23 protein-coding genes and 2 pseudogenes are annotated in these 21,925 nt (G+C 59.9%); 12 read left to right on the forward strand and 13 right to left on the reverse strand.

The features are described 5' to 3' along the window. Window positions 1-11 precede the first annotated feature (11 nt). Genes ACL0K2_RS20320 through purM form a run of 3 tightly spaced genes read right to left on the reverse strand, consistent with a single transcriptional unit; the run spans window position 12 to window position 2,439 of the window. Entirely contained in the window at window positions 12-722 is a 711-nt protein-coding gene (locus ACL0K2_RS20320; protein WP_045162851.1) for a DUF3108 domain-containing protein, read from the reverse strand. Window positions 723-730: 8 nt separating this feature from the next. Next, entirely contained in the window at window positions 731-1,378 is a 648-nt protein-coding gene (purN, locus tag ACL0K2_RS20325) for a phosphoribosylglycinamide formyltransferase (protein ID WP_045162850.1), read from the reverse strand. Further along, window positions 1,378-2,439 (reverse strand): phosphoribosylformylglycinamidine cyclo-ligase, encoded by a 1,062-nt coding sequence (purM, locus tag ACL0K2_RS20330; RefSeq protein WP_196298676.1) that lies wholly within the window; start codon window positions 2,437-2,439, stop codon window positions 1,378-1,380. The genes purN and purM overlap by 1 nt, the downstream gene beginning before the upstream one ends. A gap of 310 nt (window positions 2,440-2,749) precedes the next feature. Between purM and ACL0K2_RS20335 the strand changes: the two genes are divergently transcribed. The 3 genes from ACL0K2_RS20335 (at window position 2,750) to hda (ending at window position 5,775) form a co-directional block, all read left to right on the forward strand. After that, a complete protein-coding gene (locus tag ACL0K2_RS20335; RefSeq protein WP_413043302.1) occupies window positions 2,750-3,850 on the forward strand; it encodes a DUF2066 domain-containing protein in 1,101 nt (366 codons plus the stop codon). A 135-nt stretch (window positions 3,851-3,985) separates the two neighbouring features. Then, a complete protein-coding gene (locus ACL0K2_RS20340; RefSeq protein WP_239609820.1) occupies window positions 3,986-5,074 on the forward strand; it encodes an AI-2E family transporter in 1,089 nt (362 codons plus the stop codon). Further along, a complete protein-coding gene (gene hda, locus ACL0K2_RS20345; RefSeq protein ID WP_045162846.1) occupies window positions 5,071-5,775 on the forward strand; it encodes a DnaA regulatory inactivator Hda in 705 nt (234 codons plus the stop codon). The genes ACL0K2_RS20340 and hda overlap by 4 nt, the downstream gene beginning before the upstream one ends. Window positions 5,776-5,976: 201 nt before the next feature. On the opposite strand, the gene ACL0K2_RS20350 is transcribed toward hda, so the two are convergent. The 3 genes from ACL0K2_RS20350 to arsC are packed head-to-tail and all read right to left on the reverse strand — an operon-like array spanning window position 5,977 to window position 7,335. Then, entirely contained in the window at window positions 5,977-6,387 is a 411-nt protein-coding gene (locus tag ACL0K2_RS20350) for a DUF2069 domain-containing protein (protein ID WP_413043303.1), read from the reverse strand. Next, the gene (gene wrbA, locus ACL0K2_RS20355) at window positions 6,380-6,985 is read right to left on the reverse strand and encodes an NAD(P)H:quinone oxidoreductase (protein WP_045162845.1); all 606 of its coding nucleotides are present in this window, start codon (window positions 6,983-6,985) and stop codon (window positions 6,380-6,382) included. Before wrbA ends, ACL0K2_RS20350 begins: the two co-directional genes overlap by 8 nt. Further along, entirely contained in the window at window positions 6,982-7,335 is a 354-nt protein-coding gene (arsC, locus tag ACL0K2_RS20360) for an arsenate reductase (glutaredoxin) (protein WP_045162934.1), read from the reverse strand. Before arsC ends, wrbA begins: the two co-directional genes overlap by 4 nt. 161 nt (window positions 7,336-7,496) lie before the next feature. Here arsC and ACL0K2_RS20365 point away from each other — a divergent pair, with 161 nt between their 5' ends. Both ACL0K2_RS20365 and ACL0K2_RS20370 read left to right on the forward strand, forming a co-directional pair. Continuing rightward, on the forward strand, window positions 7,497-8,717 hold the full coding sequence (locus tag ACL0K2_RS20365) for a virulence factor BrkB family protein (RefSeq protein ID WP_239609816.1): 1,221 nt from the start codon (window positions 7,497-7,499) through the stop codon (window positions 8,715-8,717). A 34-nt stretch (window positions 8,718-8,751) separates the two neighbouring features. After that, window positions 8,752-9,207, forward strand: coding sequence for a TlpA family protein disulfide reductase (locus ACL0K2_RS20370; RefSeq protein WP_239609814.1), 456 nt, complete (start codon window positions 8,752-8,754; stop codon window positions 9,205-9,207). Between the two features lie 51 nt (window positions 9,208-9,258). Here the strand turns inward: ACL0K2_RS20370 and ACL0K2_RS20375 are convergent, their stop codons facing one another. The 4 genes from ACL0K2_RS20375 to ACL0K2_RS20390 all read right to left on the reverse strand — a co-directional run bounded on the left by ACL0K2_RS20375 (window position 9,259) and on the right by ACL0K2_RS20390 (window position 13,961). Further along, complete coding sequence (locus ACL0K2_RS20375; RefSeq protein WP_045162933.1) at window positions 9,259-9,801, reverse strand: lytic transglycosylase domain-containing protein; 543 nt, start codon at window positions 9,799-9,801, stop codon at window positions 9,259-9,261. Window positions 9,802-9,843: 42 nt separating this feature from the next. Continuing rightward, window positions 9,844-10,791, reverse strand: a complete 948-nt coding sequence (locus ACL0K2_RS20380) for a hypothetical protein (RefSeq protein ID WP_045162842.1) — start codon at window positions 10,789-10,791, stop codon at window positions 9,844-9,846. Between the two features lie 8 nt (window positions 10,792-10,799). Beyond that, window positions 10,800-12,515 carry a proline--tRNA ligase gene (locus tag ACL0K2_RS20385; protein ID WP_239609812.1) on the reverse strand — a complete coding sequence of 572 codons (1,716 nt, stop codon included), beginning with the start codon at window positions 12,513-12,515 and terminating at the stop codon, window positions 10,800-10,802. 165 nt (window positions 12,516-12,680) lie between these two features. Then, window positions 12,681-13,961: an OprD family porin gene (locus tag ACL0K2_RS20390; RefSeq protein WP_239609869.1), complete on the reverse strand. Its 1,281-nt coding sequence runs from the start codon at window positions 13,959-13,961 to the stop codon at window positions 12,681-12,683. Window positions 13,962-14,424: 463 nt separating this feature from the next. Between ACL0K2_RS20390 and ACL0K2_RS20395 the strand changes: the two genes are divergently transcribed. Continuing rightward, window positions 14,425-14,847: an HIT family protein gene (locus ACL0K2_RS20395; protein ID WP_045162839.1), complete on the forward strand. Its 423-nt coding sequence runs from the start codon at window positions 14,425-14,427 to the stop codon at window positions 14,845-14,847. Window positions 14,848-14,851: 4 nt separating this feature from the next. After that, the gene (locus ACL0K2_RS20400; RefSeq protein WP_045162838.1) at window positions 14,852-15,058 is read left to right on the forward strand and encodes a SlyX family protein; all 207 of its coding nucleotides are present in this window, start codon (window positions 14,852-14,854) and stop codon (window positions 15,056-15,058) included. A gap of 54 nt (window positions 15,059-15,112) precedes the next feature. Here the strand turns inward: ACL0K2_RS20400 and ACL0K2_RS20405 are convergent. The 3 genes and pseudogenes from ACL0K2_RS20405 to ACL0K2_RS20415 form a co-directional block, all read right to left on the reverse strand. Beyond that, window positions 15,113-15,325: pseudogene (locus tag ACL0K2_RS20405) on the reverse strand (cold-shock protein); the annotation flags it as partial. Between the two features lie 156 nt (window positions 15,326-15,481). Further along, window positions 15,482-15,751, reverse strand: a pseudogene (locus tag ACL0K2_RS20410) (cold shock domain-containing protein membrane protein); the annotation flags it as partial. 269 nt (window positions 15,752-16,020) lie between these two features. Further along, complete coding sequence (locus tag ACL0K2_RS20415) at window positions 16,021-16,491, reverse strand: Dps family protein (protein ID WP_045162836.1); 471 nt, start codon at window positions 16,489-16,491, stop codon at window positions 16,021-16,023. Window positions 16,492-16,866: 375 nt separating this feature from the next. Here ACL0K2_RS20415 and aspS point away from each other — a divergent pair, with 375 nt between their 5' ends. The 5 genes from aspS to ruvB all read left to right on the forward strand — a co-directional run bounded on the left by aspS (window position 16,867) and on the right by ruvB (window position 21,891). Further along, window positions 16,867-18,642 carry an aspartate--tRNA ligase gene (gene aspS / locus ACL0K2_RS20420; protein WP_045162932.1) on the forward strand — a complete coding sequence of 592 codons (1,776 nt, stop codon included), beginning with the start codon at window positions 16,867-16,869 and terminating at the stop codon, window positions 18,640-18,642. Window positions 18,643-18,720: 78 nt separating this feature from the next. Beyond that, on the forward strand, window positions 18,721-19,467 hold the full coding sequence (locus tag ACL0K2_RS20425) for a YebC/PmpR family DNA-binding transcriptional regulator (protein ID WP_045162835.1): 747 nt from the start codon (window positions 18,721-18,723) through the stop codon (window positions 19,465-19,467). A gap of 157 nt (window positions 19,468-19,624) precedes the next feature. Further along, window positions 19,625-20,149 carry a crossover junction endodeoxyribonuclease RuvC gene (gene ruvC, locus ACL0K2_RS20430; RefSeq protein ID WP_045162834.1) on the forward strand — a complete coding sequence of 175 codons (525 nt, stop codon included), beginning with the start codon at window positions 19,625-19,627 and terminating at the stop codon, window positions 20,147-20,149. A gap of 84 nt (window positions 20,150-20,233) precedes the next feature. Next, complete coding sequence (gene ruvA / locus ACL0K2_RS20435) at window positions 20,234-20,839, forward strand: Holliday junction branch migration protein RuvA (protein ID WP_025241065.1); 606 nt, start codon at window positions 20,234-20,236, stop codon at window positions 20,837-20,839. Then, window positions 20,839-21,891, forward strand: coding sequence for a Holliday junction branch migration DNA helicase RuvB (ruvB, locus tag ACL0K2_RS20440; protein ID WP_045162833.1), 1,053 nt, complete (start codon window positions 20,839-20,841; stop codon window positions 21,889-21,891). Before ruvA ends, ruvB begins: the two co-directional genes overlap by 1 nt. Window positions 21,892-21,925 lie beyond the last annotated feature (34 nt).

Genomic DNA, 21,925 nt, shown 5'->3' on the forward strand with positions numbered 1-21,925 from the left:
CGCGGTGGGGATCAGTTACCCTTCACGGCTTTGCCGTCGACGGTGCCTTCGTCGAGCATGATCTGGTATTCCTTGCCGTCCTTTTCGATCTGGTGCAGGCGGACCAGCAGGTAATCCCAATCGGTGGCGAACCAGAGAATGGTCTGGCGTTTGCTCTGCGTCGGATCGCGCACGCGTTCCACTTTGATTGCGTCGACCTGGCCGGCTTTGGTGCTGACCTTCTCCTCGCCGAGTACGCGGAAGTCATAGGTTTCGATTTCATCGCCGTCGACCACCTGGTAACTCATGCTCTTTTCGCCCGCCGCCACGGCGTGTTGAAGCGCGATCTGGTAGGTGGACTTGTCCAGCAGGCCGCGGTTGAGCGGCAGCTTGACCGGGTCGCCGCGATCTTCGCCGACAACCTGTTTGGCGGCCCAATCGAAATCATGCTTGATGGTCTTGCCCTTGCCGAGCCCGCTGCGCTTCAGGCGATACTTCTGCGGCAAGAAGCTTTCGCCCTCGACCTTGAACGTGCTGCGTTCATTGAAACTGGCTACCAGCATGGAAGCCTCGAAATCCAGTTCCCAGATGTCACCCTCGCGCTTTTCCAAGCTGCGCTGGGCGGTGCCGCTGACAGGAACTTGCTTCCAGTCTGCGGTATAGCTGGCGGAGAAGGGCTTGAGCTCCAGGGCCTGAACTGGCAAAGCCAGTACGGCAAGAGCAAGCAGCAAGACGCGACGCATAAGATCTCCTAGATTCGTAACAGATGGCCGGTAGTCGGCAGTGGGGCGCCATCCAGCATCGCGCCTTGCTCGGTAAGGCGCAAGCGGCCTTCGGCAAACCAGCGAACGGCCAGTGGGTAGATGATGTGCTCCGCCGCATGCACCCGATCGGTCAACTGGCCGATGCTTTCGCCGTCTTCGATGGTGAGTGTGGCCTGTACGGCAACCGGCCCGCCATCGAGCTCTTCGGTGACGAAATGCACGCTGCAGCCGTGCTCGCGATCGCCGGCTTCGAGTGCGCGGCGATGGGTATCCAGCCCCTTGTACTTCGGCAGTAGGGACGGATGAATGTTAAGCAGCCGGCCCTGGTAGTGACGGACGAAGCCAGGGGTGAGAATGCGCATGAAACCGGCCAACACCACGAGCTGTGGCTTGTGCCCATCGATGACGTGCATCAGAGCCGCATCGAAGGCTTCGCGGTCGGCAAAGTCCTTGTGCTGCACCACGTGGGTGACAATACCGACAGCTTGTGCACGCTGGAGGCCGAACGCTTCGGCGCGATTCGAAACAACCGCACGGATGCGCACCGGATTGTTTTCGCCCAGGCTATCGATCAGAGCCTGCAAGTTGCTGCCAGACCCTGAAATCAGCACCACGACGTCGCAGGGTGCGCTCATCAATGACTTTTCAGGTTGTTCAGTACGACGCGGTCTGCGGCTTCGTCAGCCGATGCGATCCGGCCGATCACCCAAGGGCTTTCGCCAGCGCTGCGCAAGTTGTCGAGAACGGTCTCGACCTGCTCCTGAGCGACGCAGATGACCATGCCGACTCCGCAATTCAGCACGCGGTGCATTTCATGCTCCTCGACGTTGCCTTGCTGTTGCAGCCAGTCGAAAACCGCAGGACGTTGCCAGCTGCCGACGTCGATAACGGCCTGGCTGCCTTCGGGTAGCACGCGCGGAATGTTGTCCAGCAGGCCGCCGCCGGTGATGTGCGCCATGGCCTTGACCGCACCGGTGTCCTTGATCAGCTTGAGCAATGGCTTGACGTAGATGCGGGTCGGCGCCATCAGCAGCTCGGTGAGCGGCTTGCCATCGAGTTGGGTGTTCTCGATGTCGGCTCCGGCTACTTCGATGATCTTGCGGATCAGCGAATAGCCATTGGAATGCGGGCCCGAAGAAGGCAGTGCAATCAGAGCATCGCCGGCAGTCACTGTCGAGCCGTCGATAATTTCGCTTTTCTCTACTACGCCGACGCAGAAACCGGCTAGGTCGTAGTCTTCGCCTTCATACATGCCGGGCATTTCGGCCGTCTCGCCACCTACCAGCGAACAGCCGGCCAGCTCGCAGCCGGCGCCGATACCGGTAACCACGGTGGCGGCGATGTCGACGTTGAGTTTGCCCGTAGCGTAGTAATCGAGGAAGAACAATGGTTCGGCACCACAAACCACCAGATCGTTGACGCACATGGCCACCAGGTCCTGACCAATGCTGTCGTGCTGGTTCAGGTTCAGGGCCAGGCGCAGCTTGGTACCCACGCCATCTGTACCGGATACCAGCACCGGCTGCTTGTAGCCAGCGGGTATTTCGCAGAGCGCGCCGAAGCCGCCCAGGCCGCCCATGACTTCAGGACGCGCGGTGCGCTTGGCCACACCCTTGATGCGTTCGACCAGCGCCTCGCCTGCATCGATGTCGACACCGGCGTCCTTGTAGCTGATGGAGGGTTGCTTGCTCATAATCCGGACCTGTGAGGAGAGTGCGGGGCGACCGGTGGGACGAGACGATTGTCTCAACGTGGCGAAGGCGCCGGACCGGTCTGCGGAAAGCGCGCGATTTTATCAGGCTTGCCGCAGAGCGGCCATCCCGGACGCAGTTGCGTCGGGCAAGTTCGCACAAACTGCCTGGTTTTTTTAGCCGCATGCGCAACAGCCAAGTGCGGCGGTTGCCCCGATTCAGGCGCCTGTTTAAGGTATAACGCTTGATTCATCGTGGCCGGTCGTCATCGCGACCGACCGGCTCCCCACGACTGGCCAGCCAGCGAGTATTTCCATGCGCCTCATTCCCCGCTTTTTTTTCGCCCTCTGCGGTGTGGCCGCATCCGCCCACGCCATGGCTGCGCCCCTCAGCGATCTTTACAAGGTGCGTGAACCGGTTGCCAGCCAGCAGCCGGCGGAACGTGAAGAGGCGCTGCGCAAGGCATTCGATACCTTGGTCTTGCGCCTCACGGGTAAGGCCGAGGCGGACCAGGCCGCCGTTGCGCAGTTACGCAAAGATCCGCAACAGCTCGTCAGCCGATATGCCTATGAAGACAATGCGGTCGTGGTGAACTTCGACCCGACCACTACCGAGCGTGCGCTGCGGTCCGCCGGGTTGTCGTTGTGGGGGGCTGACCGCCCCAGCATTCTCACCTGGTGGCTGGGAACGTCGCCAGAAGGCTCGCAGCTCGTCGGCGATGCGCAGGAAGGTTCGTCCGAACTGCGCGCGGCCGCCCAGCATCGCGGCTTGCCGTTACGTCTGCCACTGGCCGATCTGAGTGAGCAGCTCGCAGCCACCACCGAGGCCGTCTCGGCGAAAGAACCACAGGCGCTCCGCGAAGCCTCGGAACGCTACGATGCCGATGGGCTGCTGGCGGTGGTGGCGAAACAGTCCGGTGAAGCCTGGGAAGCCAACTGGCGGCTCTGGCTCGGTGACCAGCAGACGCAAGGCAAGGCGAGCGGTGACAGCCAGGCTGCAGTGGCCGATGAGGTGATGCTGGCAGTCAGCACGTTCCTGGCGCCGCAGTATCGGGTGGCGCCAGGGGAGACGTCGGAGATCACGCTCGAGGTGCTGGGCGCCGATGTCGATCGGTTTGCCGAGCTGGATCGCCTGCTCGAACCTTTCGGTGCGCGCTTGCAGCGAGTCGAAAGCGACCGGTTGGTGTATCGCCTCAACGCCAGCCCGGAGCAATTGCGGGCGCAGTTGGCATTGGCGCGGCTGCATGAGGTCCCTGCCGATGAAGCCGCTGCACCGCCGCTTGGCGCCGACGTGCCGGCTGGCGAGGTCGGCGCACAGCCGATCGACGCCGAAGCACCGCTCGAGGAGCCGGTTCAGCCTGCTGCCGAGCAAATCCCACCGGCAGAGCAGGGCGAGGTGCTGCGCTACCGCTGGTAGCAGTATGAGCGGGCCGCCATGCCCGATACAACCGGAGCGGGCGCTGCAATTGGCGGCGCCCGCCGGCTACGAACCTCCTCTTTCGCCTGCAGTGGCCGTGCGGCCTCGAATCAACCGGAGCAAGGCGTCTTGACCATGACGATCACTCATACCAACCGCTGGCTATGGCTGGCGGCGTTATTACTGCTTGGCTGGCTGATCTATCAGCTTTCACCCATTCTTTCGCCGTTTCTAGTCGGCATTCTGCTGGCCTACCTGGGTGATCCGCTGGTCGATCGGCTGGAGCGCTGGAAACTGTCCCGCACCTGGGGCGTGATACTGGTGTTCGCGTTGTTCAGTCTGCTGTGTCTGGTGCTACTGCTGGTACTGGTGCCGATGCTGGGTAAGCAGTTGATGCATCTTTATCAATTGGCACCGTTGGGACTCGACTGGTTGCAGATGACGGCACTGCCCTGGATGCAGATGCAGTTCGGCCTCGATGAGGACTTTTGGCGCTTCGACCAGATCAAGAGCGCTTTTTCCGCCAATCTCGGCAGCACCAAAGATGTGGTAGCGGTCATTCTGAGTCAGGCCACGGCCTCCAGTATCGCCTTGCTGGCCTGGTTGGCGAACCTGCTATTGGTACCTGTGGTGTGCTTCTATCTGTTGCGCGACTGGGATTTGATCATGGCCAAGCTTCGGTCGTTACTGCCGCGGCGGCGCGAAGAAACCGTCATGGTGCTAATGCGCGAATGCCACGAGGTGATCGGTGCCTTTCTGCGAGGTCAATTGCTGGTGATGCTGGCGCTTGCCGTGGTCTATTCCGTCGGACTCATGCTGGTCGGCGTAGAGCTGGGGTTGTTGATCGGCGTGCTGGCTGGTCTCGCCAGCATCGTGCCGTACATGGGATTCGTGGTCGGTATCGGTGCGGCCCTGATCGCCGTACTGTTCCAGTTCGGTCTCGAGCCCTATCCATTGCTGGGCGTCGCGGCGGTGTTCACGGTCGGGCAGATGCTCGAAGGCATGTTGCTGACGCCGTTATTGGTTGGGGATCGGATCGGTTTGCATCCGGTAGCGGTGATCTTCGCGGTGCTGGCTGGCGGGCAGCTGTTCGGGTTCACCGGTGTGCTGTTGGCGTTGCCTGTGGCTGCGGTGATCATGGTTCTGCTGCGTCACGTGCATGATCTCTATAAACTCTCGGACCTTTACGCCGAGCCGCCGGTCGAGCCGCCCCGCCAACCATGAAACCCATTCAACTGCCCTTGGGCATCCGTCTTCGTGACGATGCCACCTTCGCCAACTTCTACCCGGGCGCCAATGCCGCTGCGCTGGGCTACGTCGAACGGGTCTGTTCGCCGGAAACCGGCTGGTCCGACGAGTTGGTCTACCTCTGGGGCAGTACTGGGGTCGGGCGCAGCCATCTGTTGCAGGCCGCCTGCCTGCGCGTCGAGCAGCGAGGCGAGTTGGCCGTGTATCTGCCGCTTGCCGATGTGGCTGAGTATGGCCCGGCGCTGCTGGATAATCTGGAACAGAGCGAGTTGGTCTGCCTGGATGATCTGGATGCCGTGGCGGGCGATCCGGTGTGGGAGGAAGCTCTGTTTCATCTGTTCAATCGACTACGCGACAGTGGCCGCCGTTTGCTGCTTGCCGCAGATGCCTCTCCGCGAGAAATCGCCGTGCAGCTGGCGGATCTCAAGTCCCGCTTGAGCCTTTCACTGGTATTTCAACTGCAGGAACTGTCGGACGAGGACAAGCTGCGCGCCCTGCAGCTTCGTGCCTCGCGCCGCGGTTTGAATCTGCCGGATGACGTCGGTCGCTTTATCCTCACCCGCGGTGCGCGCAGCATGAGCGCGTTGTTCGAATTACTCGATCGGCTGGACCAGGCCTCGCTGCAGGCGCAGCGCAAGCTGACCATTCCGTTTCTCAAGCAGACGCTCGGCTGGTAAGGGCAGGATGCAGCTGCTTCGTTCGTTCTAGCCGCTGGCGCGGCCGAACGTCGGGCGGGTGCGCTGAAACCTTCTCCGAGAAGTGCGAAGGCCTGGGTAGGGCGGGCTTCGGTCCAGCGAATACCGAACTGGCCACTCCCTCGCACACGACGCCTTCAGCGCCGTTCTCTCATGGCACTGTTGCTGTGCCGCGGGCCCGCCTCAGCTTTCGCCCGAGGCTTTGCGCTCGTACTGATAAGCCCAGCGGGTATAGAGCAGCGCACTGACGAAAAGCGTCAGGCTGATGATTGCCTCCAACCAACCATATATCGCTCGGGCGGGATTGATGGCGGCGAGTACGCCCTGAATGAAGTAGAGATTGACGATGAAGCAAGTCCAGGCATGAGCGCGTGGGCTGCCCGAGATCATGCCTGGGGCGACCAGAAGCAGCGGAATCAGCTGGATGCCGACCACGACCCAAGTGCGCGCACCGTGCAGGTCGGCGAAAACCAGATTCCAGATGGTCAGCAGGACAGCGAGGCCGATGAAGCTGGCCAGGCTTATTGCTCGGCTGAGTTTTACCCGGGGCGTCAGCCATTCCAGGGAGGGGAGTGGTTTAGGCGTTTTAGCCACGGTCATTCTCCAGACGCTTGGCGGTTTGCGCGAGGCGCTGGCCCAGGGCTCGACAGAGGTGGATTTCATGCTCATCCAGCAGACGCTTGCCGTCTGCGCCAGCATGGTGGCTGGGACCGTAGGGGGTGCCGCCGCCGCGGGTCTCGAGCAGGGCGTTTTCGCTGTAGGGCAGGCCGAGCACCAGCATGCCGTGGTGCAGTAGGGGCAGCAGCATGGATAACAAGGTCGACTCCTGGCCGCCGTGCAGGCTCGAGGTCGAGGTGAAAACGCCGGCGGGTTTGCCCACCAGTTCCCCCGTCAACCAGAGCCCGCTGGTGCCGTCGAGAAAGTATTTCAGCGGGGCGGCCATGTTGCCGAAGCGGGTCGGGCTGCCAAGAGCCAATCCGGAACAGTTCTTCAAGTCGTCGAGTGTGGCGTAGACCGCCCCTTGCGCCGGGATCGTCGGTGCCACTGCCTCGCATTCGGTGGATATCGCCGGTACGGTGCGCAACCGCGCCTCGAGGCCACCTTGCTCCACTCCGCGAGCAATCTGTCGCGCCATTTCGGCCGTCGCGCCGTGGCGGCTGTAGTACAGCACCAAGATGTACGGCGCGCTCACGGCAGGATCTCCAGCACTTTCTCCGGTGGCCGGCCGATCACTGCGACATCGCCGGCAACCAGAATCGGCCGCTCGATCAGTCTTGGATGCGCGACCATCGCATCGATGATCTGGGCGTCGGTGAGCGCTGGATCCGTCAGGTTGAGCGCCTTGTATTCCTCTTCACCGCTACGCAGCAGCTGTCGGGGTGCGATGCCCAGACGAGCTAGAATCTGCTTGAGTTCTGTGGCCGAAGGAGGTGTTTCCAGATAGCGGATGACGGTCGGGGTCAGGCCGCGCTGTTCGAGTAGTTCCAGCGCGCCGCGTGATTTCGAGCAGCGTGGATTGTGATAAAGGGTCAGTTCGGTCATTTGTAATTGCTTCGCGCCAGTGTAGGCAGCCATTGTAACCTTCAATATGGCGAGGCCTGAAACGCCAGTCGCAGGTAACTGTCTGCGAAGATGGACTTTCGGTTGTCATAAGCCTGTGAACAAGCGCGTCCGAAAATCGCGATTGGCACCAAGGGGATGGAATGCAGCAACGAGTCAAGGATTTCGTAGAGTTCGGCCGTTTCCTGGTGCAGCGCTTCCTGGCGGATCGCGGCCCACACAGTGCCGCCGCGTTGACCTACACCACGCTATTTGCGGTGGTGCCGATGATGACGGTGACCTTCGCCATGCTGTCTGCCATTCCAGCGTTCCAGGGGGTTGGCGAGCAAATCCAGATGTACATTTTCAGCAACTTCATACCCTCCACGGGCGCAACCATCCAGGAATATCTGGTTGCCTTCACGGATCAAGCAAGGCAGCTCACCTGGTTTGGTGTCGGTTTTCTGATGGCGACGGCACTGATGATGCTCCTGACCATCGAAAAAGCGTTCAACGTGATTTGGCGGGTGCGTCAGCCACGCCGTGGCATCTCGAGCTTTCTTCTGTACTGGGCGATTCTGAGCCTCGGCCCGCTGTTGCTGGGTGCGGGGTTCGCCATGAGCACCTACATCACCTCGCTGTCATTGATCTCCGGCCCGCACGCACTGATCGGTGCACGCACCGTGCTCAAAGCGATGCCACTGGTGCTCAGCATTGCTGCGTTCACCTTGATCTATGCCGCCGTGCCGAATACCCGGGTGCCGCTACGGCACGCCATTGTCGGAGGTAGCTTCACGGCGGTTTTATTCGAGGCGGCCAAGCAGATGTTCGGTTTGTATGTCAGCTATTTCCCCAGCTATCAGCTGATCTACGGAGCCTTCGCCGCGGTGCCGCTGTTCCTGCTCTGGGTTTATCTTTCCTGGATGATCGTGCTGTTCGGTGCGGAGCTGGTATGCGGGATGTCTTCGTCCCAGCAATGGCGGCGTCGCTCGGTCCCGCGCCTGCTGGTCATGCTCGGTTTGCTGCGGGTGCTTTACGAAAGCCAACTGGCTGGACGTGAGGTGCGGCTGCGCGACGCCCATCGAAATGGCTGGCAACTGCCAGAGGACGAGTGGGACGAGATCCTTGAGTTCTTCGAGCGCGAGCAACTCGTCTGCCGGACCGGGTCATCCGGATGGGTGCTATGTCGCGATCTCAACCATTACAGCTTCGATCAATTGTTGCGTTGTAATCCCTGGCCGCTCTCGGGCAGACACGCGTTGCCGGAGCATCTGGACGAGCCATGGTATCCGACGCTGCGGCAGTCGCTGGAGCTGCTGGAGAAGGAGCAGGCCAGCCTGTTCGGTGGTAGTGTCGCGGACTGGCTGCAAGCGCGACGGATATGAACGAGCCGGTGCCCGGCATCGCAAAGGAGCGAAGATGATCAAACGATCCATTGGGCTAGTCAGTGTGCTCATCAGCCTGACGCTGGCTGGCTGCTCAGAAGACTGGGGGCCCGACCAACACGGTGCCGCTGTCACGTCGCAGCAACTCGAAGGCCAGTGGTTGTTGATCAACTATTGGGCCGAATGGTGCGGCCCATGCCGTACCGAGGTTCCCGAGCTGAACGCGCTGGACCAATCGAGAGACGACATCACCGTGCTCGGGGTCAATTTCGACGGGCTTCAGGGGGACGAATTGATCGCTGCGGCTGACGCGCTGGGCATAGGTTTCAGAGTGCTCAGCGTGGACCCTGCCGAGCGACTGGACTTGCCACGCAGTACGGTACTTCCGGTGACCTACATCGTCGACGGCTCTGGAACGGTCCGCGAAAGTCTGGTTGGCGAGCAGACTGCCGAAGGGCTCCAGACTCACCTGAAGCGGCTGGAGCGATAGGTCTAAAGCTTTCAAACAAGGTAGTGCGCTATTTTTTGCTGCAGGCGCCTATCAAGGCTTCACGTACCAGAAGTCTTGCCAGAAGCCGATGACCTTCGCCGGGTAATGCTGTTTGCCGAGGCTGCCGTTGTAGCGAGCCAGAGCGCGATTGATATCACCGTTTTCCTTTTTCAGGTAATAGCTGAGGATCGTGCAGCCGTAGCGCAGATTGGTGGCGTTGTCGGTGAGATTGTCCTGTGGGCGCCCTAGTTCGGCTTTCCAGAATGGCATCACTTGCATCATCCCTTGCGCGCCCACGCTGGAAATGGCGAATCGGTCGAACCGGCTTTCGGCATGGATCAGCGCCAGTACCATGTCAGGTCTCAGCCCCGCCTTGCTAGCTTCCTGATGCACCAGCCGCAAAAGCGTCAGCCGTTCTTGCGGATCGGGGACGTAGCGTTTGAGACGGGTCGACATGTCCAGCAGCCAGACTTCCGCGTCAAACCGATCCTCAAAGCTCTCGGCCTCCAATACGGTGCGCTGCATCAGCTCGCGCAGCTCCGGCTCGGGTGCTTGGCGAACAGCTGCAGAGATCGGCCAGGCAGCCATCAACATCAGCAGCCATAGGCTGGGTAGGGCTTTCACTGGGGAGCGGTCTCAGTCGTCTTCGCCCGGATCGCTGGCCTGGCGACCAGCGTCTTGCATCAGGCTACGGAGAAACTCCTGCTGCAGATCCGGATCGTTGTGGGTCAGTTCGATCAGGCTCTGCTCGAGTTCGCTGGCTTCCTCCTCGAGCCCCAGCTCCGAGAGTCGTTTGACGCGATGGACCCACTGGTTGACGTCGTCGCCTTCGAGATCGTCGAAAATGAGGTCGTGGGCCTCGAGCAGCTTGCCACGCAGGTTGCGACTGACCAGCAACATCGCGTCGGCGCGGGTCGCATCCTGTGGATCTTCGACCTGCAATTGGAGTTTACCGACCTGGCTAATGTCTTGGTCGGTGAATGGGCCATCCAGCAGATTCAACCGCAGTATGCCGTTGCGGTCGGTACTCAGCTCATGGGTCTCGGGGCCTGCAACGACCAATACCGGACGCTCGGCCCAAGGCAGGCTGGAGTACTCGAGCCGAGCATCGCCGCGTTGCTCGTCGAGGCTGGCGAGGTTCTGCTGTGAGCGACCATTGGATTCGACATTGATGAAAGGGTTAAGGCCCGCAAAGCCGTAGCTGATCCAGTCACGAGTAACGCTCTCCGGTAAGTTACCGAGCATGACCACGTTGAGCACATTGGCCCCTATTCCGGCGACCACCGCAACGCTACCCAGTGGGATTTCGTACAGCTCGCGCCATGCCTGGTACGGCGTATAGCGGTCATAGCGGCGGGTTACCTCGAAATCGGTGACCTCGAAGGTCTTCTGGTCGAGCACGCGAACACGCCGCTGTGGCAATTCCAGTAACGGGGCACCCACTTCTATGCGCAGGCTGTGGTCAAGCAGCTTGCGTTCGGTACGGGCTTCGTGTTCGCTGCGTTGGGGCAGATGGTTGGCGCAGCCACCCACAAAAAGCGCCATGCAAAGCATGGCGCAGGTTGAAGCACTTCGGTTGAGCATGATTTCCGTCAGCGACTGGCGCGCGAATTGATGAACTCGAGGATGTCAGCGGCCGGCACGGCCTGGCTTTCAGTATCACGACGATGCTTGTATTCCAGCGTGCCGTCAGCAAGTCCGCGATCGCCCACGACGATGCGATGCGGGATGCCCACCAACTCCATATCGGCGAATTTGACGCCGGGACTGGTCTTTTTGTCACGATCATCGAGCAGCACATCGTAGCCGGCAGCGGTGAGTTCCGCGTAGAGCTTATCGGTCGCTTCGCGAACGGCCTGGTTCTCGTACTTCATCGGTACCAGTGCGATCTGGAACGGTGCTAGCGCATCCGGCCAGAGAATGCCGCGGTCGTCGTAGTTCTGCTCGATTGCGGCGGCAACGACGCGCGAAACACCGATGCCGTAGCAGCCCATGGTCAGAACCACCGGCTTGCCGTTTTCGCCCATGACGCTGCAGTTCATCGCCTCGCTGTACTTGGTGCCGAGCTGGAAGATGTGGCCAACCTCGATGCCGCGCTTGATGACCAGCGTACCCTTGCCGTCGGGGCTCGGGTCTCCAGCGACCACGTTGCGCAGATCGGCCACTTCAGGCAATGGCAGGTCGCGCTCCCAGTTGACGCCGAAATAGTGCTTATCTTCCTGGTTCGCGCCAGCTGCGAAGTCGCTCATAAGCGCGACCGAACGATCGACGATGCAGGTGATAGGCAGATTCAACGGGCCCAGCGAGCCAGGGCCGGCGCCCATGGTGGCACGGATCTCCGCTTCCGTTGCGAACACCAGGGGGCTTTCTACCTCAGCCAGGTTCGCCGCCTTGATCTCGTTCAGCTCGTGGTCGCCGCGAACGATCAACGCGACCAGTTGGCCTTTCTCGGCACCCCGCACGACCAGTGTCTTGATGGTCTTTTCGATGGGCAGCTGGAACTGCTCGACCAGTGCGGCAATTGTCTTGCAGTTAGGCGTATCCACCAAGCGCAGCTCTTCGGTGGCGGCGCCGCGCCCGGCTTCGCGCGGGATGGCCTCGGCCTTTTCAATGTTGGCGGCATAATCTGAGCTGTCGCTGAACGCGATATCGTCTTCGCCGGACTCGGCCAGCACATGGAATTCATGCGAACCGGTGCCGCCGATCGAGCCGGTATCGGCCTGTACGGCGCGGAAATTCAGCCCCAGGCGGGTGAAAACGTTGCAGTACGCCTGGTGCATACGGTCATAGGTTTCCTGCAGCGACTGCTGATCCGCATGAAAGGAGTAGGCGTCCTTCATGAGGAATTCACGCCCGCGCATCAGGCCGAAGCGCGGACGGATCTCGTCGCGGAACTTGGTCTGAATCTGATAGAAATTCATTGGCAGCTGCTTGTAGCTGTTCAGCTCGTTGCGTGCCAGATCGGTGATCACCTCTTCATGCGTCGGACCGACGCAGAACTCACGATCATGGCGATCCTTCACGCGCAGCAGTTCAGGGCCGTACTGCACCCAGCGGCCCGACTCCTGCCAGAGCTCGGCAGGTTGGATCGCCGGCATCAGCACTTCCAGCGCGCCGGCCTTGTTCATTTCGTCCCGGACGATTGCCTCGGCCTTGCGCAGTGCACGCAGCCCCATCGGCATCCAGGTATAGAGACCGGAAGCCAGCTTGCGAATCATTCCGGCACGCAGCATCAGCTGGTGGCTGATGACCACAGCGTCGGAAGGGGTTTCTTTGAGGGTCGAGAGCAGGAACTGACTGGTGCGCATGTGGGCCGTTGTGTCCTTGCAGAGCGATGAATATGGCTCGGCATTGTACGGCGGCGCCACGGTGGCGTACAGAATCGATCGGCTGGCTGGGCTGCTATGACGAAGAAGCCCGGCGAGTGCCGGGCTTCCTGTGTTGCACGAGCTACAGCTGGTGGGCCTCCTGTATTACAGGATGCTCAGCGGGTACTCGACGATCAGACGGGTATCGCTCAGGTCGTTATCCAGGCCATTGGTGGCCTGATAGAACGCCTGGCGTACGCGCAGGGAAAGATCCTTGGCAGGGCCTTCTTGGAAGACATACTTGGCTTCCATATCCCATTCGCGTTCTTCAGCGTCGGAGTTGCCAGCACCCATGTTGATGTTGCTACCGCTCACGTAGCGGGTCATGAAGCTAAGACCAGAAACACCGTAGGCAGCCATGTCTAGGTCATAACGGACCTGCCAGGACTGCTCGTCTTCATAGTAGAAGTCGGAGTATTGGACTGAGTTGCCTAGCCAAACGGTGCCGCCACCGTCTACGCCATAGACATAGCCATTGGTATTGTAGCCGCCATGCGACTTTTGATACGCGACTGTGAACTTATGAGCGCCAATGCCGTAAGTAGAAGCAAGGCTCCAGATGGTGTTGTCTTCGTCGCTACCAGTACCGGTGAACTCCGAATCGTATTCGGTCTGGTAGATGTTGAAGTCAAAAGCCAGCGATTGGTCTGCGCCAAGGCCCATGTTGTAATTGGCGTTGCCGTAGAACTTCTCGAAAGCGTCCTTTACGTCCGAGTAGTACAGCGAGGTGCTGAGGCTGTCGCTGAACGCGTAGGTGCCGCCGACGAGGTTGATCTCTTTTAGTCCTACGGAGTCATGGTCTGCTTCAGATTTGGCGCTCAGTGCAGTAAAGCGACCGACGTTCAACTCGAGCCCATCGATCTCGCTGCTGGTGATGAGGCCACCGCGCGCGGTTTCCGGCAGCAGGCGGGCGTCATCGGTTGAAAAGACCGGCAGGGCCACGAACTGAGTGCCGTACTTCAGTACGGTGTCTGAAACGCGGAATTTGACTGCTGCGCCGGCTGAGGAATAGTCGTCCTGCGGCTTGCCTTCGCTGTCCCGTGGGAATATGTCCGGCCAAGCACGACCTTCGCCACTGTCAAGCTTGACGCCCAGCAGGCCAATTGCATCGACGCCGACGCCGACGGTGCCTTGAGTGAAGCCGGATTCGAAGGTGCCGATGAAGCCGTGGCCCCACGCTTCGCGATAGCTCTGGCCATTGGCGGCAGGGGTACCACCGAAGCCGTTGTCGCGAGCATCACGGTTCATATACAGGTTACGATTCAGGATTGTCAGACTGCTGCCTTCCACAAAGCCTTCCGACTCGGACTGGCTGGACGCCAATGCCATTTGCGACGTACCGGCCGCAACGGCCATTGCGATTACGCTCCACTTCATCACTTTCATCGTGATTGCTCCTTTGGTTTCAAATTGGTGCTTGCTTTCCTGCGTGCGCCGGAAAGAGGCATCTTTATTTTCGGTATACAAGCTCAATTTCAGTCCTTGTTTCCTAGCTGGTCGAAACCTGCAGCAAGCCCTGGAATTTTGTTTCCGAGAATTACTGTGTAGCTGGGGAAACTAGCGCCAGCAAGCTTAACCCAGCTATTTGTGTTTTTCTCCCCCCTCGTTTAGTGCTTTTTTTACTTCAAAGCAATAACCGTGCACAAAAATGCAAAGCTGATGTTCACCGCGATTCTTGCTGCCCATAGCGGCTGGCTCGCTCTAAATCTGGGCTTCGGTGTGTTGGCCGTGCTCAGGCTTGGTGCGCCTCGGCTTGCTGTTGCTAGCGGGGCGTTGGGGTATTCTTTAAACCGGTGTTATGCGCAGCATCGTGGTTGCGCTGATTTTCGATATGAGCAGGAGTGCCGTTATGTTCGTTCTCGATTCACGGCTGGAGCAGGACACGTTAAATCTAGGCGATTTTCCGTTATGCCGCTTGCTGTTGATGAATGACGCAAATTACCCCTGGTTCATTCTCGTACCGCGTCGCGAAGAGGTCAGTGAGCTGTTTCAGCTGGATCCGGCGGATCAGCAGGCGCTGTGGCGAGAGGTAACGGCCTTGGCCGAGACACTGAAAGACACCTTTGGCGCGGACAAGATGAACGTCGCGACGCTGGGTAATATGGTTAATCAGCTGCACATGCACGTGATCGCCAGGCGTCGGGGTGACGTTGCCTGGCCAGCGCCTGTCTGGGGACATCATCCGGCGAGCCCGTATAGTGACGCGCAGGTTGACGCTATCAGGCAGAAGCTGAAATTAGTGCTCACTGACAATTTCCGTTTTGCGGAGTGACTTTATGGAGCTGGAGCAACGCATCACCGATCTCGAGGCGCGCCTTGCGTTTCAGGACGATACGATTCAGACCTTGAACGATGTGCTGATTGCGCAGCAGCGTACGGTCGAGCGACTGCAGGCGCAGTTGGGCATGCTGGCCAGGCGGCAGGAAGAGATACAGAGCAGAATGGGTGGCGACGAGGATGAGGCGCCTCCGCCGCACTATTAGCAAGGTTGCGGCGGAAGCTAAAGCGCCAGATTGATAAGGATCTGACGCGGCGGGTCATTCGCCTGACTGGGTGGCGACCACGTCTTCGGCCTGGAGACCTTTGTCGCGCATCATGATGGCGAATTCGACGCGCTGGCCCTCAACCAGTACGCGATGGCCTTCGCCTCGAATCGCCCGGAAGTGGACGAAGACATCGTCGCCACTGTCTCTTGAAATAAAGCCAAAACCTTTCGAGGTGTTGAACCATTTGACCGTGCCTGTCTCGCGACCGGGGGCGGGCGACGCGGCGCGCTTGGGCTGACCTTTAGTGGCCTTTGGGGCTGGGATGTGGCCGGTTGCGCGCACGTCTGTAGCTTGCGCGGTGGCCAGTTGTAGCAGTACGGCAACAAAGGTCAGCATGAGGCTGACAAGCATGGCTGGCTGGCCTGCAATGGCAGCGACGGGAACCAGCAATATTGCAGCCTGAATCACGACCGCGGCGATCAGCAGTACCGCTGCGGCCAGAAGAACGGGGCGGCGACGCCCGCTTATGTTCAGCTGTGCAGATGAGGCGAACTGTACGTTCAGCAGACCCAGGAACAGCAGACACAATGCGTCGGGCTGCAGCAGGGGCGATATTGCGCCGGTGAGGCTGGGTATGAATGACAGCGCCAGAGCCGCAACGCCCACTAACACATGGATAATTTTAAGCATTCGAATAACTCACAGTTAAATGGCACGACAGAAAGCAGCAGGCGTTGGGCAAATAGAAACTGAGCGTGGGGCAGTGATCGCTCGTATTTGATGGTGCCCGCCTGCGGCGCGCGTATTTAACAGTAAAGGAGGGCGCCACTCAAATGGCTTGCGGTGAGGGGAATATGACGGGGGGCGCGGGTTGGGTTGCTGGAAGGGGCGCTTGGTTGGTTTGCCTCGGATAGCCGCCTTCGCGACTATCCGAGGTGCAGGTAGTTCGCCGTCTCGTATCAAGCAGCCAGTAAGCTGCGCAGCATCCAGGCGGTTTTCTCGTGGATCTGCATGCGTTGAGTCAGAAGATCTGCGGTGGGTTCATCGCTGACCTTTTCCAGCAGCGGAAAAATGCCGCGCGCAGTACGCACGACCGCCTCCTGTCCTTCAACCAGTAGTTTGATCATCTCTTCAGCAGTTGGAATACCGTCCTGCTCTTTGATCGACGACAGCTTTGCATAAGCCGCATAGGTGCCTGGAGCCGGGAAGCCCAAGGCGCGGATGCGTTCGGCAATGTCATCCACGGCGACGGCCAGTTCGGTGTATTGAGTCTCGAACATGGTATGCAGGGTGTTGAACATCGGTCCCGTCACATTCCAATGGAAGTTGTGCGTCTTCAGATAAAGCGTGTAGGTGTCGGCCAGCAGCCGGGACAAACCGTCCGCGATAGCTGCGCGGTCCTGCTCGGCAATACCAATATTGATTTCCATGGTTTTTCTCCCGTTTGATGAGTGGGTTGCAGTTATGCCAGAAAATGAATGCCTGCGGCGAGTGGCGCTACGTCGCGAGTAGCAGGCTGTTGGTTTGAAGCTATCGGGTGCGGTTGGTTTCAACTTCCGTCGATGATCGCTTCCATTGGGCAAGACTATCGCCGGCGGCTGCGTCGAAACGATTATGTAGATATAATCCCGCGCTTGTGTCGGGCGGCTTGTTTACCGCGGGGGTAGAGCCGCGCTCTGTGCCGGTTGCTCTGCCTTTCAATGCCGACGAGCAACATCCAGGCGCAGCGCCACGATGACGCCGTCTGTCCAGTCGCGAATCGAGCGATCCAACGAATTTCCAAGATACGAGAAGCGAACCTCACCATGATGCGCAGCCACTATTGCGGCCAGTTGAACGAAAGCCTGGACGGCCAGGAAATCACTCTTTGCGGCTGGGTTCACCGCCGTCGCGACCACGGCGGGGTCATCTTCCTCGATGTGCGAGATCGTGAGGGGCTGGCACAGGTGGTGTTCGATCCCGATCGTGCCGAGACCTTCGCTACAGCAGACAAGGTGCGCAGCGAGTACGTCATCAAGATCACCGGCAAGGTGCGCCTGCGTCCGGCCGGTGCGGTCAACCCGAACATGGCATCGGGAGCGATCGAAGTGTTGGGGTATGAGTTGGAAGTGCTCAACGAAGCGGAAACCCCACCGTTCCCCCTCAACGAATACAGCGACGTCGGCGAGGAAACCCGCCTGCGCTACCGTTTCATCGACCTGCGCCGCCCGGAAATGGCTGAAAAGCTCAAGCTGCGCTCGAGCATCACCACCAGTATCCGCCGCTACCTGGACGAGAACGGCTTTCTAGATGTCGAGACGCCTATCCTCGGCCGCCCGACGCCTGAGGGCGCGCGTGACTATCTTGTGCCCAGCCGCACTCATCCTGGGACCTTCTTCTCGTTGCCTCAATCGCCGCAGCTGTTCAAGCAGTTGCTGATGGTCGCCGGCTTCGATCGTTACTACCAGATCGCCAAGTGTTTCCGCGATGAAGACCTGCGTGCCGACCGCCAGCCGGAATTCACTCAGATCGATATCGAGACCAGCTTCCTCGAAGAGTCCGACATCATCGGCATCACCGAAGGCATGGTTCGCAAGCTGTTCAAGGAGGTGCTGGGCGTTGAGTTCGGCGAGTTCCCGCACATGCCGTTCGAAGAAGCCATGCGCCGTTACGGCTCCGACAAACCGGATCTGCGCATTCCGCTGGAGCTGGTCGACGTCGCCGATCAGTTGCAGCAGGTCGAGTTCAAGGTATTCAGCGGTCCGGCCAATGATCCCAAGTGCCGTGTTGCTGCGCTACGCGTACCGGGCGGTGCGAGCATGCCGCGCAAGCAGATCGACGACTATACCAAGTTCGTTGGCATCTACGGCGCCAAGGGTCTGGCCTATATCAAGGTCAACGAGCGCGCCAAAGGCGTCGAGGGACTGCAGTCTCCGATCGTCAAGAACATTCCGGAGGACAAGCTCAACGTCATCCTCGATCGCGTCGGTGCGGTCGATGGGGATATCGTCTTCTTTGGCGCTGATAAGGCCAAGATCGTCTCCGAAGCGTTGGGCGCATTGCGAATCAAGCTGGGTCACGACCTGAAGCTGTTGACCTGTGAGTGGGCGCCTATGTGGGTGGTCGATTTCCCGATGTTCGAGGAGAACGATGACGGGTCGCTTTCCGCGCTGCACCATCCGTTCACCGCGCCTAAGTGCACGCCGCAAGAGCTCGAGGCCAATCCCGCCGGCGCGCTGTCGAGGGCTTATGACATGGTGCTCAACGGTACTGAGCTGGGCGGCGGTTCGATTCGTATCCATCGCAAGGAAATGCAGCAGACCGTATTCCGCATCTTGGGGATCGACGAGGCCGAGCAGGACGAGAAATTCGGCTTCCTGCTCGACGCTCTCAAGTATGGAGCGCCGCCGCACGGCGGCCTGGCGTTCGGTCTCGATCGCCTGGTGATGTTGATGACCGGCGCGCAGTCGATTCGCGAAGTCATCGCTTTCCCGAAAACCCAGAGTGCTGCGGACGTGATGACCCAGGCCCCTGGGGCGGTTGATGCCAAGGCGTTGCGCGAGTTGCACATTCGCCTGCGTGAGCAGCCGAAAGCCGAGTGACGGCGGCGCCGAAGCCCAGGGAAACCTGGGCTCTTGGTTTCAGCAAGATGAAAAAGTTGATCAGAAAGGGAGGCAGTTATGGCTGGTCATTCCAAATGGGCCAACATCAAGCACCGCAAGGGGCGCCAGGACGCCAAGCGCGGCAAGATTTTCACCAAGCTCATTCGTGAGCTGACCGTTGCGGCGAAGAGTGGAGGGATTCCTGCGGACAACCCGCGCCTGCGCCTTGCGGTGGACAAGGCGTTGGTCGCCAATATGACCCGCGACACCATCGATCGCGCGATTGCCCGTGGTGCCGGTACCAACGAAGCCGACAACATGGCGGAGCTGACCTATGAAGGCTATGCGCCCAGCGGTGTCGCGATCATCGTCGAGGCCATGACCGACAATCGTAACCGTACCGCGGCGGAAGTCCGTCATGCATTCAGCAAGCACGGCGGCAATCTAGGTACCGACGGCTCGGTCGCCTACATGTTCGATCGAAAAGGTCAGATCAGCTTTGCCGCGGGCGTAGACGAAGATGCGCTGATGGAAGCCGCGCTGGAAGCCGGTGCCGACGATGTGGAAATGGGTGAGGACGGCTCCGCCCTAGTGTCGACCGGTTTCGCCGATTTCCATGCAGTCAACGAAGCGCTGAGCGCCGCAGGCTTCAAGGCTGAGGAGGCGGATATCGCCATGATTCCTTCGATCGCCGCACCGCTGAGCGACCTGGACACGGCCCAGAAGGTCTTGCGTCTGATCGATGCGTTGGAAGATCTGGACGACGTGCAGAACGTCTACCACAACGCTGAAATTCCAGATGAGATCATGGAACAGCTGGACTGATCCGCTGGCAGCAACGCAGCCGGAAGCGACTTCGGAGCTTCCGGCTTTTTGTTGGGCTTTTTGCCGGTTCGGCCATGGCTGTTCGTTATGTCGCTGGTCGCGGCACATGGAGCTCCTTATACTGGTGGCTGGATAAATAGACAGTAATGGCGATCGCATGACGCTTATCCTGGGGATCGACCCTGGCTCACGAATCACCGGCTACGGCGTCGTACGCGATACCGGTCGCAACTGCGAATATGTGGCATCAGGCTGTATCCGCACCGGTAGCGGTGAGTTATCGGCCCGGCTGCAGGCGGTATTTACCGGCGTCAGCGAGGTGATCCGCTTGCACGGCCCGGTCACCATGGGTATCGAACAGGTGTTCATGGCCCGCAACGCGGATTCCGCGCTCAAGCTGGGGCAGGCACGTGGCGCCGCAATCGTGGCTGCCGCGGAACAGGGACTGGAGATCGCCGAATACACTGCCACTCAGGTCAAACAGGCCATTGCCGGGACGGGTGGGGCCGACAAGCAGCAGGTACAGATGATGGTCATGCATCTACTGAAACTGGTGCAGAAGCCGCAGATCGATGCGTCCGACGCGCTGGCGATCGCCTTGTGTCACGCCCATCATCGGCAGAGCCTGATTCCACATGGCCTGAGCGGCGCCAAGCGTCGAAGCGGGCGCCTGCGGCTGTAATGCCCATGCCTGGCGCGCTAGGGGCTGACAAAAAAGAACAACCGGTCTGCTTGCGTACTATCGGCCGAAAGAGGATGTATCACAGTGATTGGACGTTTGCGCGGGACCCTGGCTGAAAAACAGCCGCCTCACTTGATATTGGACGTGAACGGCGTTGGCTACGAGGTCGAGGTGCCGATGACCACGCTTTATCGTCTGCCTGCAATAGGCGAGACGGTGACGTTGCACATCCATCTGGTAGTGCGTGAGGACGCGCACCTGTTATACGGATTCGCCGAGAAGCGCGATCGCGAGCTGTTCCGAGAATTGATTCGCCTCAACGGCGTGGGTCCCAAGTTGGCGTTGGCGCTGATGTCCGGGCTTGAGGTGGACGAGCTTGTGCGCTGTGTCCAGGCACAGGATACCTCCGTGCTGGTGAAGATTCCCGGCGTTGGCAAGAAGACAGCCGAACGTTTACTGGTTGAACTCAAGGATCGCTTCAAGGCGTGGGAAACCATGCCGTCCATCGCTACCTTGGTGGTGGAACCTCGTGGAGTTGTGGCAGTCTCAAGCGCCGAGAATGATGCTGTGAGTGCCTTGATTTCCCTGGGCTTCAAACCTCAGGAGGCCAGTCGTGCAGTATCCGCCGTACAGGAAGACGATTTGAGCAGTGAAGACCTGATCCGCCGTGCACTCAAGGGAATGGTCTAGTGATCGAAGCTGATCGTCTGATTACCGCTACCGGCCGTGACCGCGAAGAGCAGTTCGATCGCGCCATCCGCCCGCTGAGTCTGGCTGACTACATCGGGCAGCCGGTCGTGCGCGAACAGATGGATCTGTTCATCCGTGCCGCCAGGGCGCGCAAGGAGGCCTTGGATCACACGCTCATTTTCGGCCCGCCAGGGCTCGGCAAAACCACCCTGGCCAATATCATTGCCCAAGAGATGGGTGTATCGATAAAGAGCACATCAGGGCCGGTTCTCGAGCGTCCGGGCGATCTCGCTGCGTTGCTGACCAACCTGGAGGAAGGCGACGTCCTCTTCGTCGACGAGATTCATCGCCTGTCACCCATCGTGGAGGAAGTGCTCTATCCTGCGATGGAGGATTTTCAACTCGACATCATGATCGGAGAGGGGCCGGCGGCGCGTTCGATCAAGCTCGACCTGCCGCCGTTCACCTTGGTTGGTGCGACCACGCGTGCCGGTATGCTTACCAATCCGCTGCGCGACCGCTTCGGAATCGTACAGCGTCTCGAGTTCTACTCCACCGCCGATCTGGCAACGATCGTTACACGTTCCGCGGGCATCCTCGGCTTGCCTATCGAAGCCGCCGGCGCGCTAGAGATAGCCCGTCGCGCCCGCGGTACGCCGCGTATCGGCAACCGGCTTCTGCGCAGAGTTCGCGACTTCGCTGAAGTTCGCGGCAATGGCGAAATTACCCAGGGGACTGCAGATCTTGCCTTGAACATGCTCGATGTCGACGAGCGTGGCCTGGATCATCAGGATCGGCGACTGCTGCTGACCCTGATCGAGAAGTTCGATGGTGGCCCCGTCGGCATCGACAGCCTTGCGGCGGCGATTAGCGAAGAGCGTCATACCATCGAAGATGTTCTCGAGCCCTACCTGATTCAGCAGGGCTACATCATGCGCACACCGCGAGGGCGAGTGGTCACTCGTCACGCCTATCTGCATTTCGGTCTGAACCTGCCGAAACGCCTGGGCGATTCGCCAGTAGGCGACCTTTTCGACAATGACACAGCGTGACAAAAATATTGTTGTTTCACCCAATTGGCATTTG

Source organism: Pseudomonas sp. YJ42 (assembly GCF_047225135.1).
Lineage (GTDB): Bacteria > Pseudomonadota > Gammaproteobacteria > Pseudomonadales > Pseudomonadaceae > Stutzerimonas > Stutzerimonas stutzeri_E.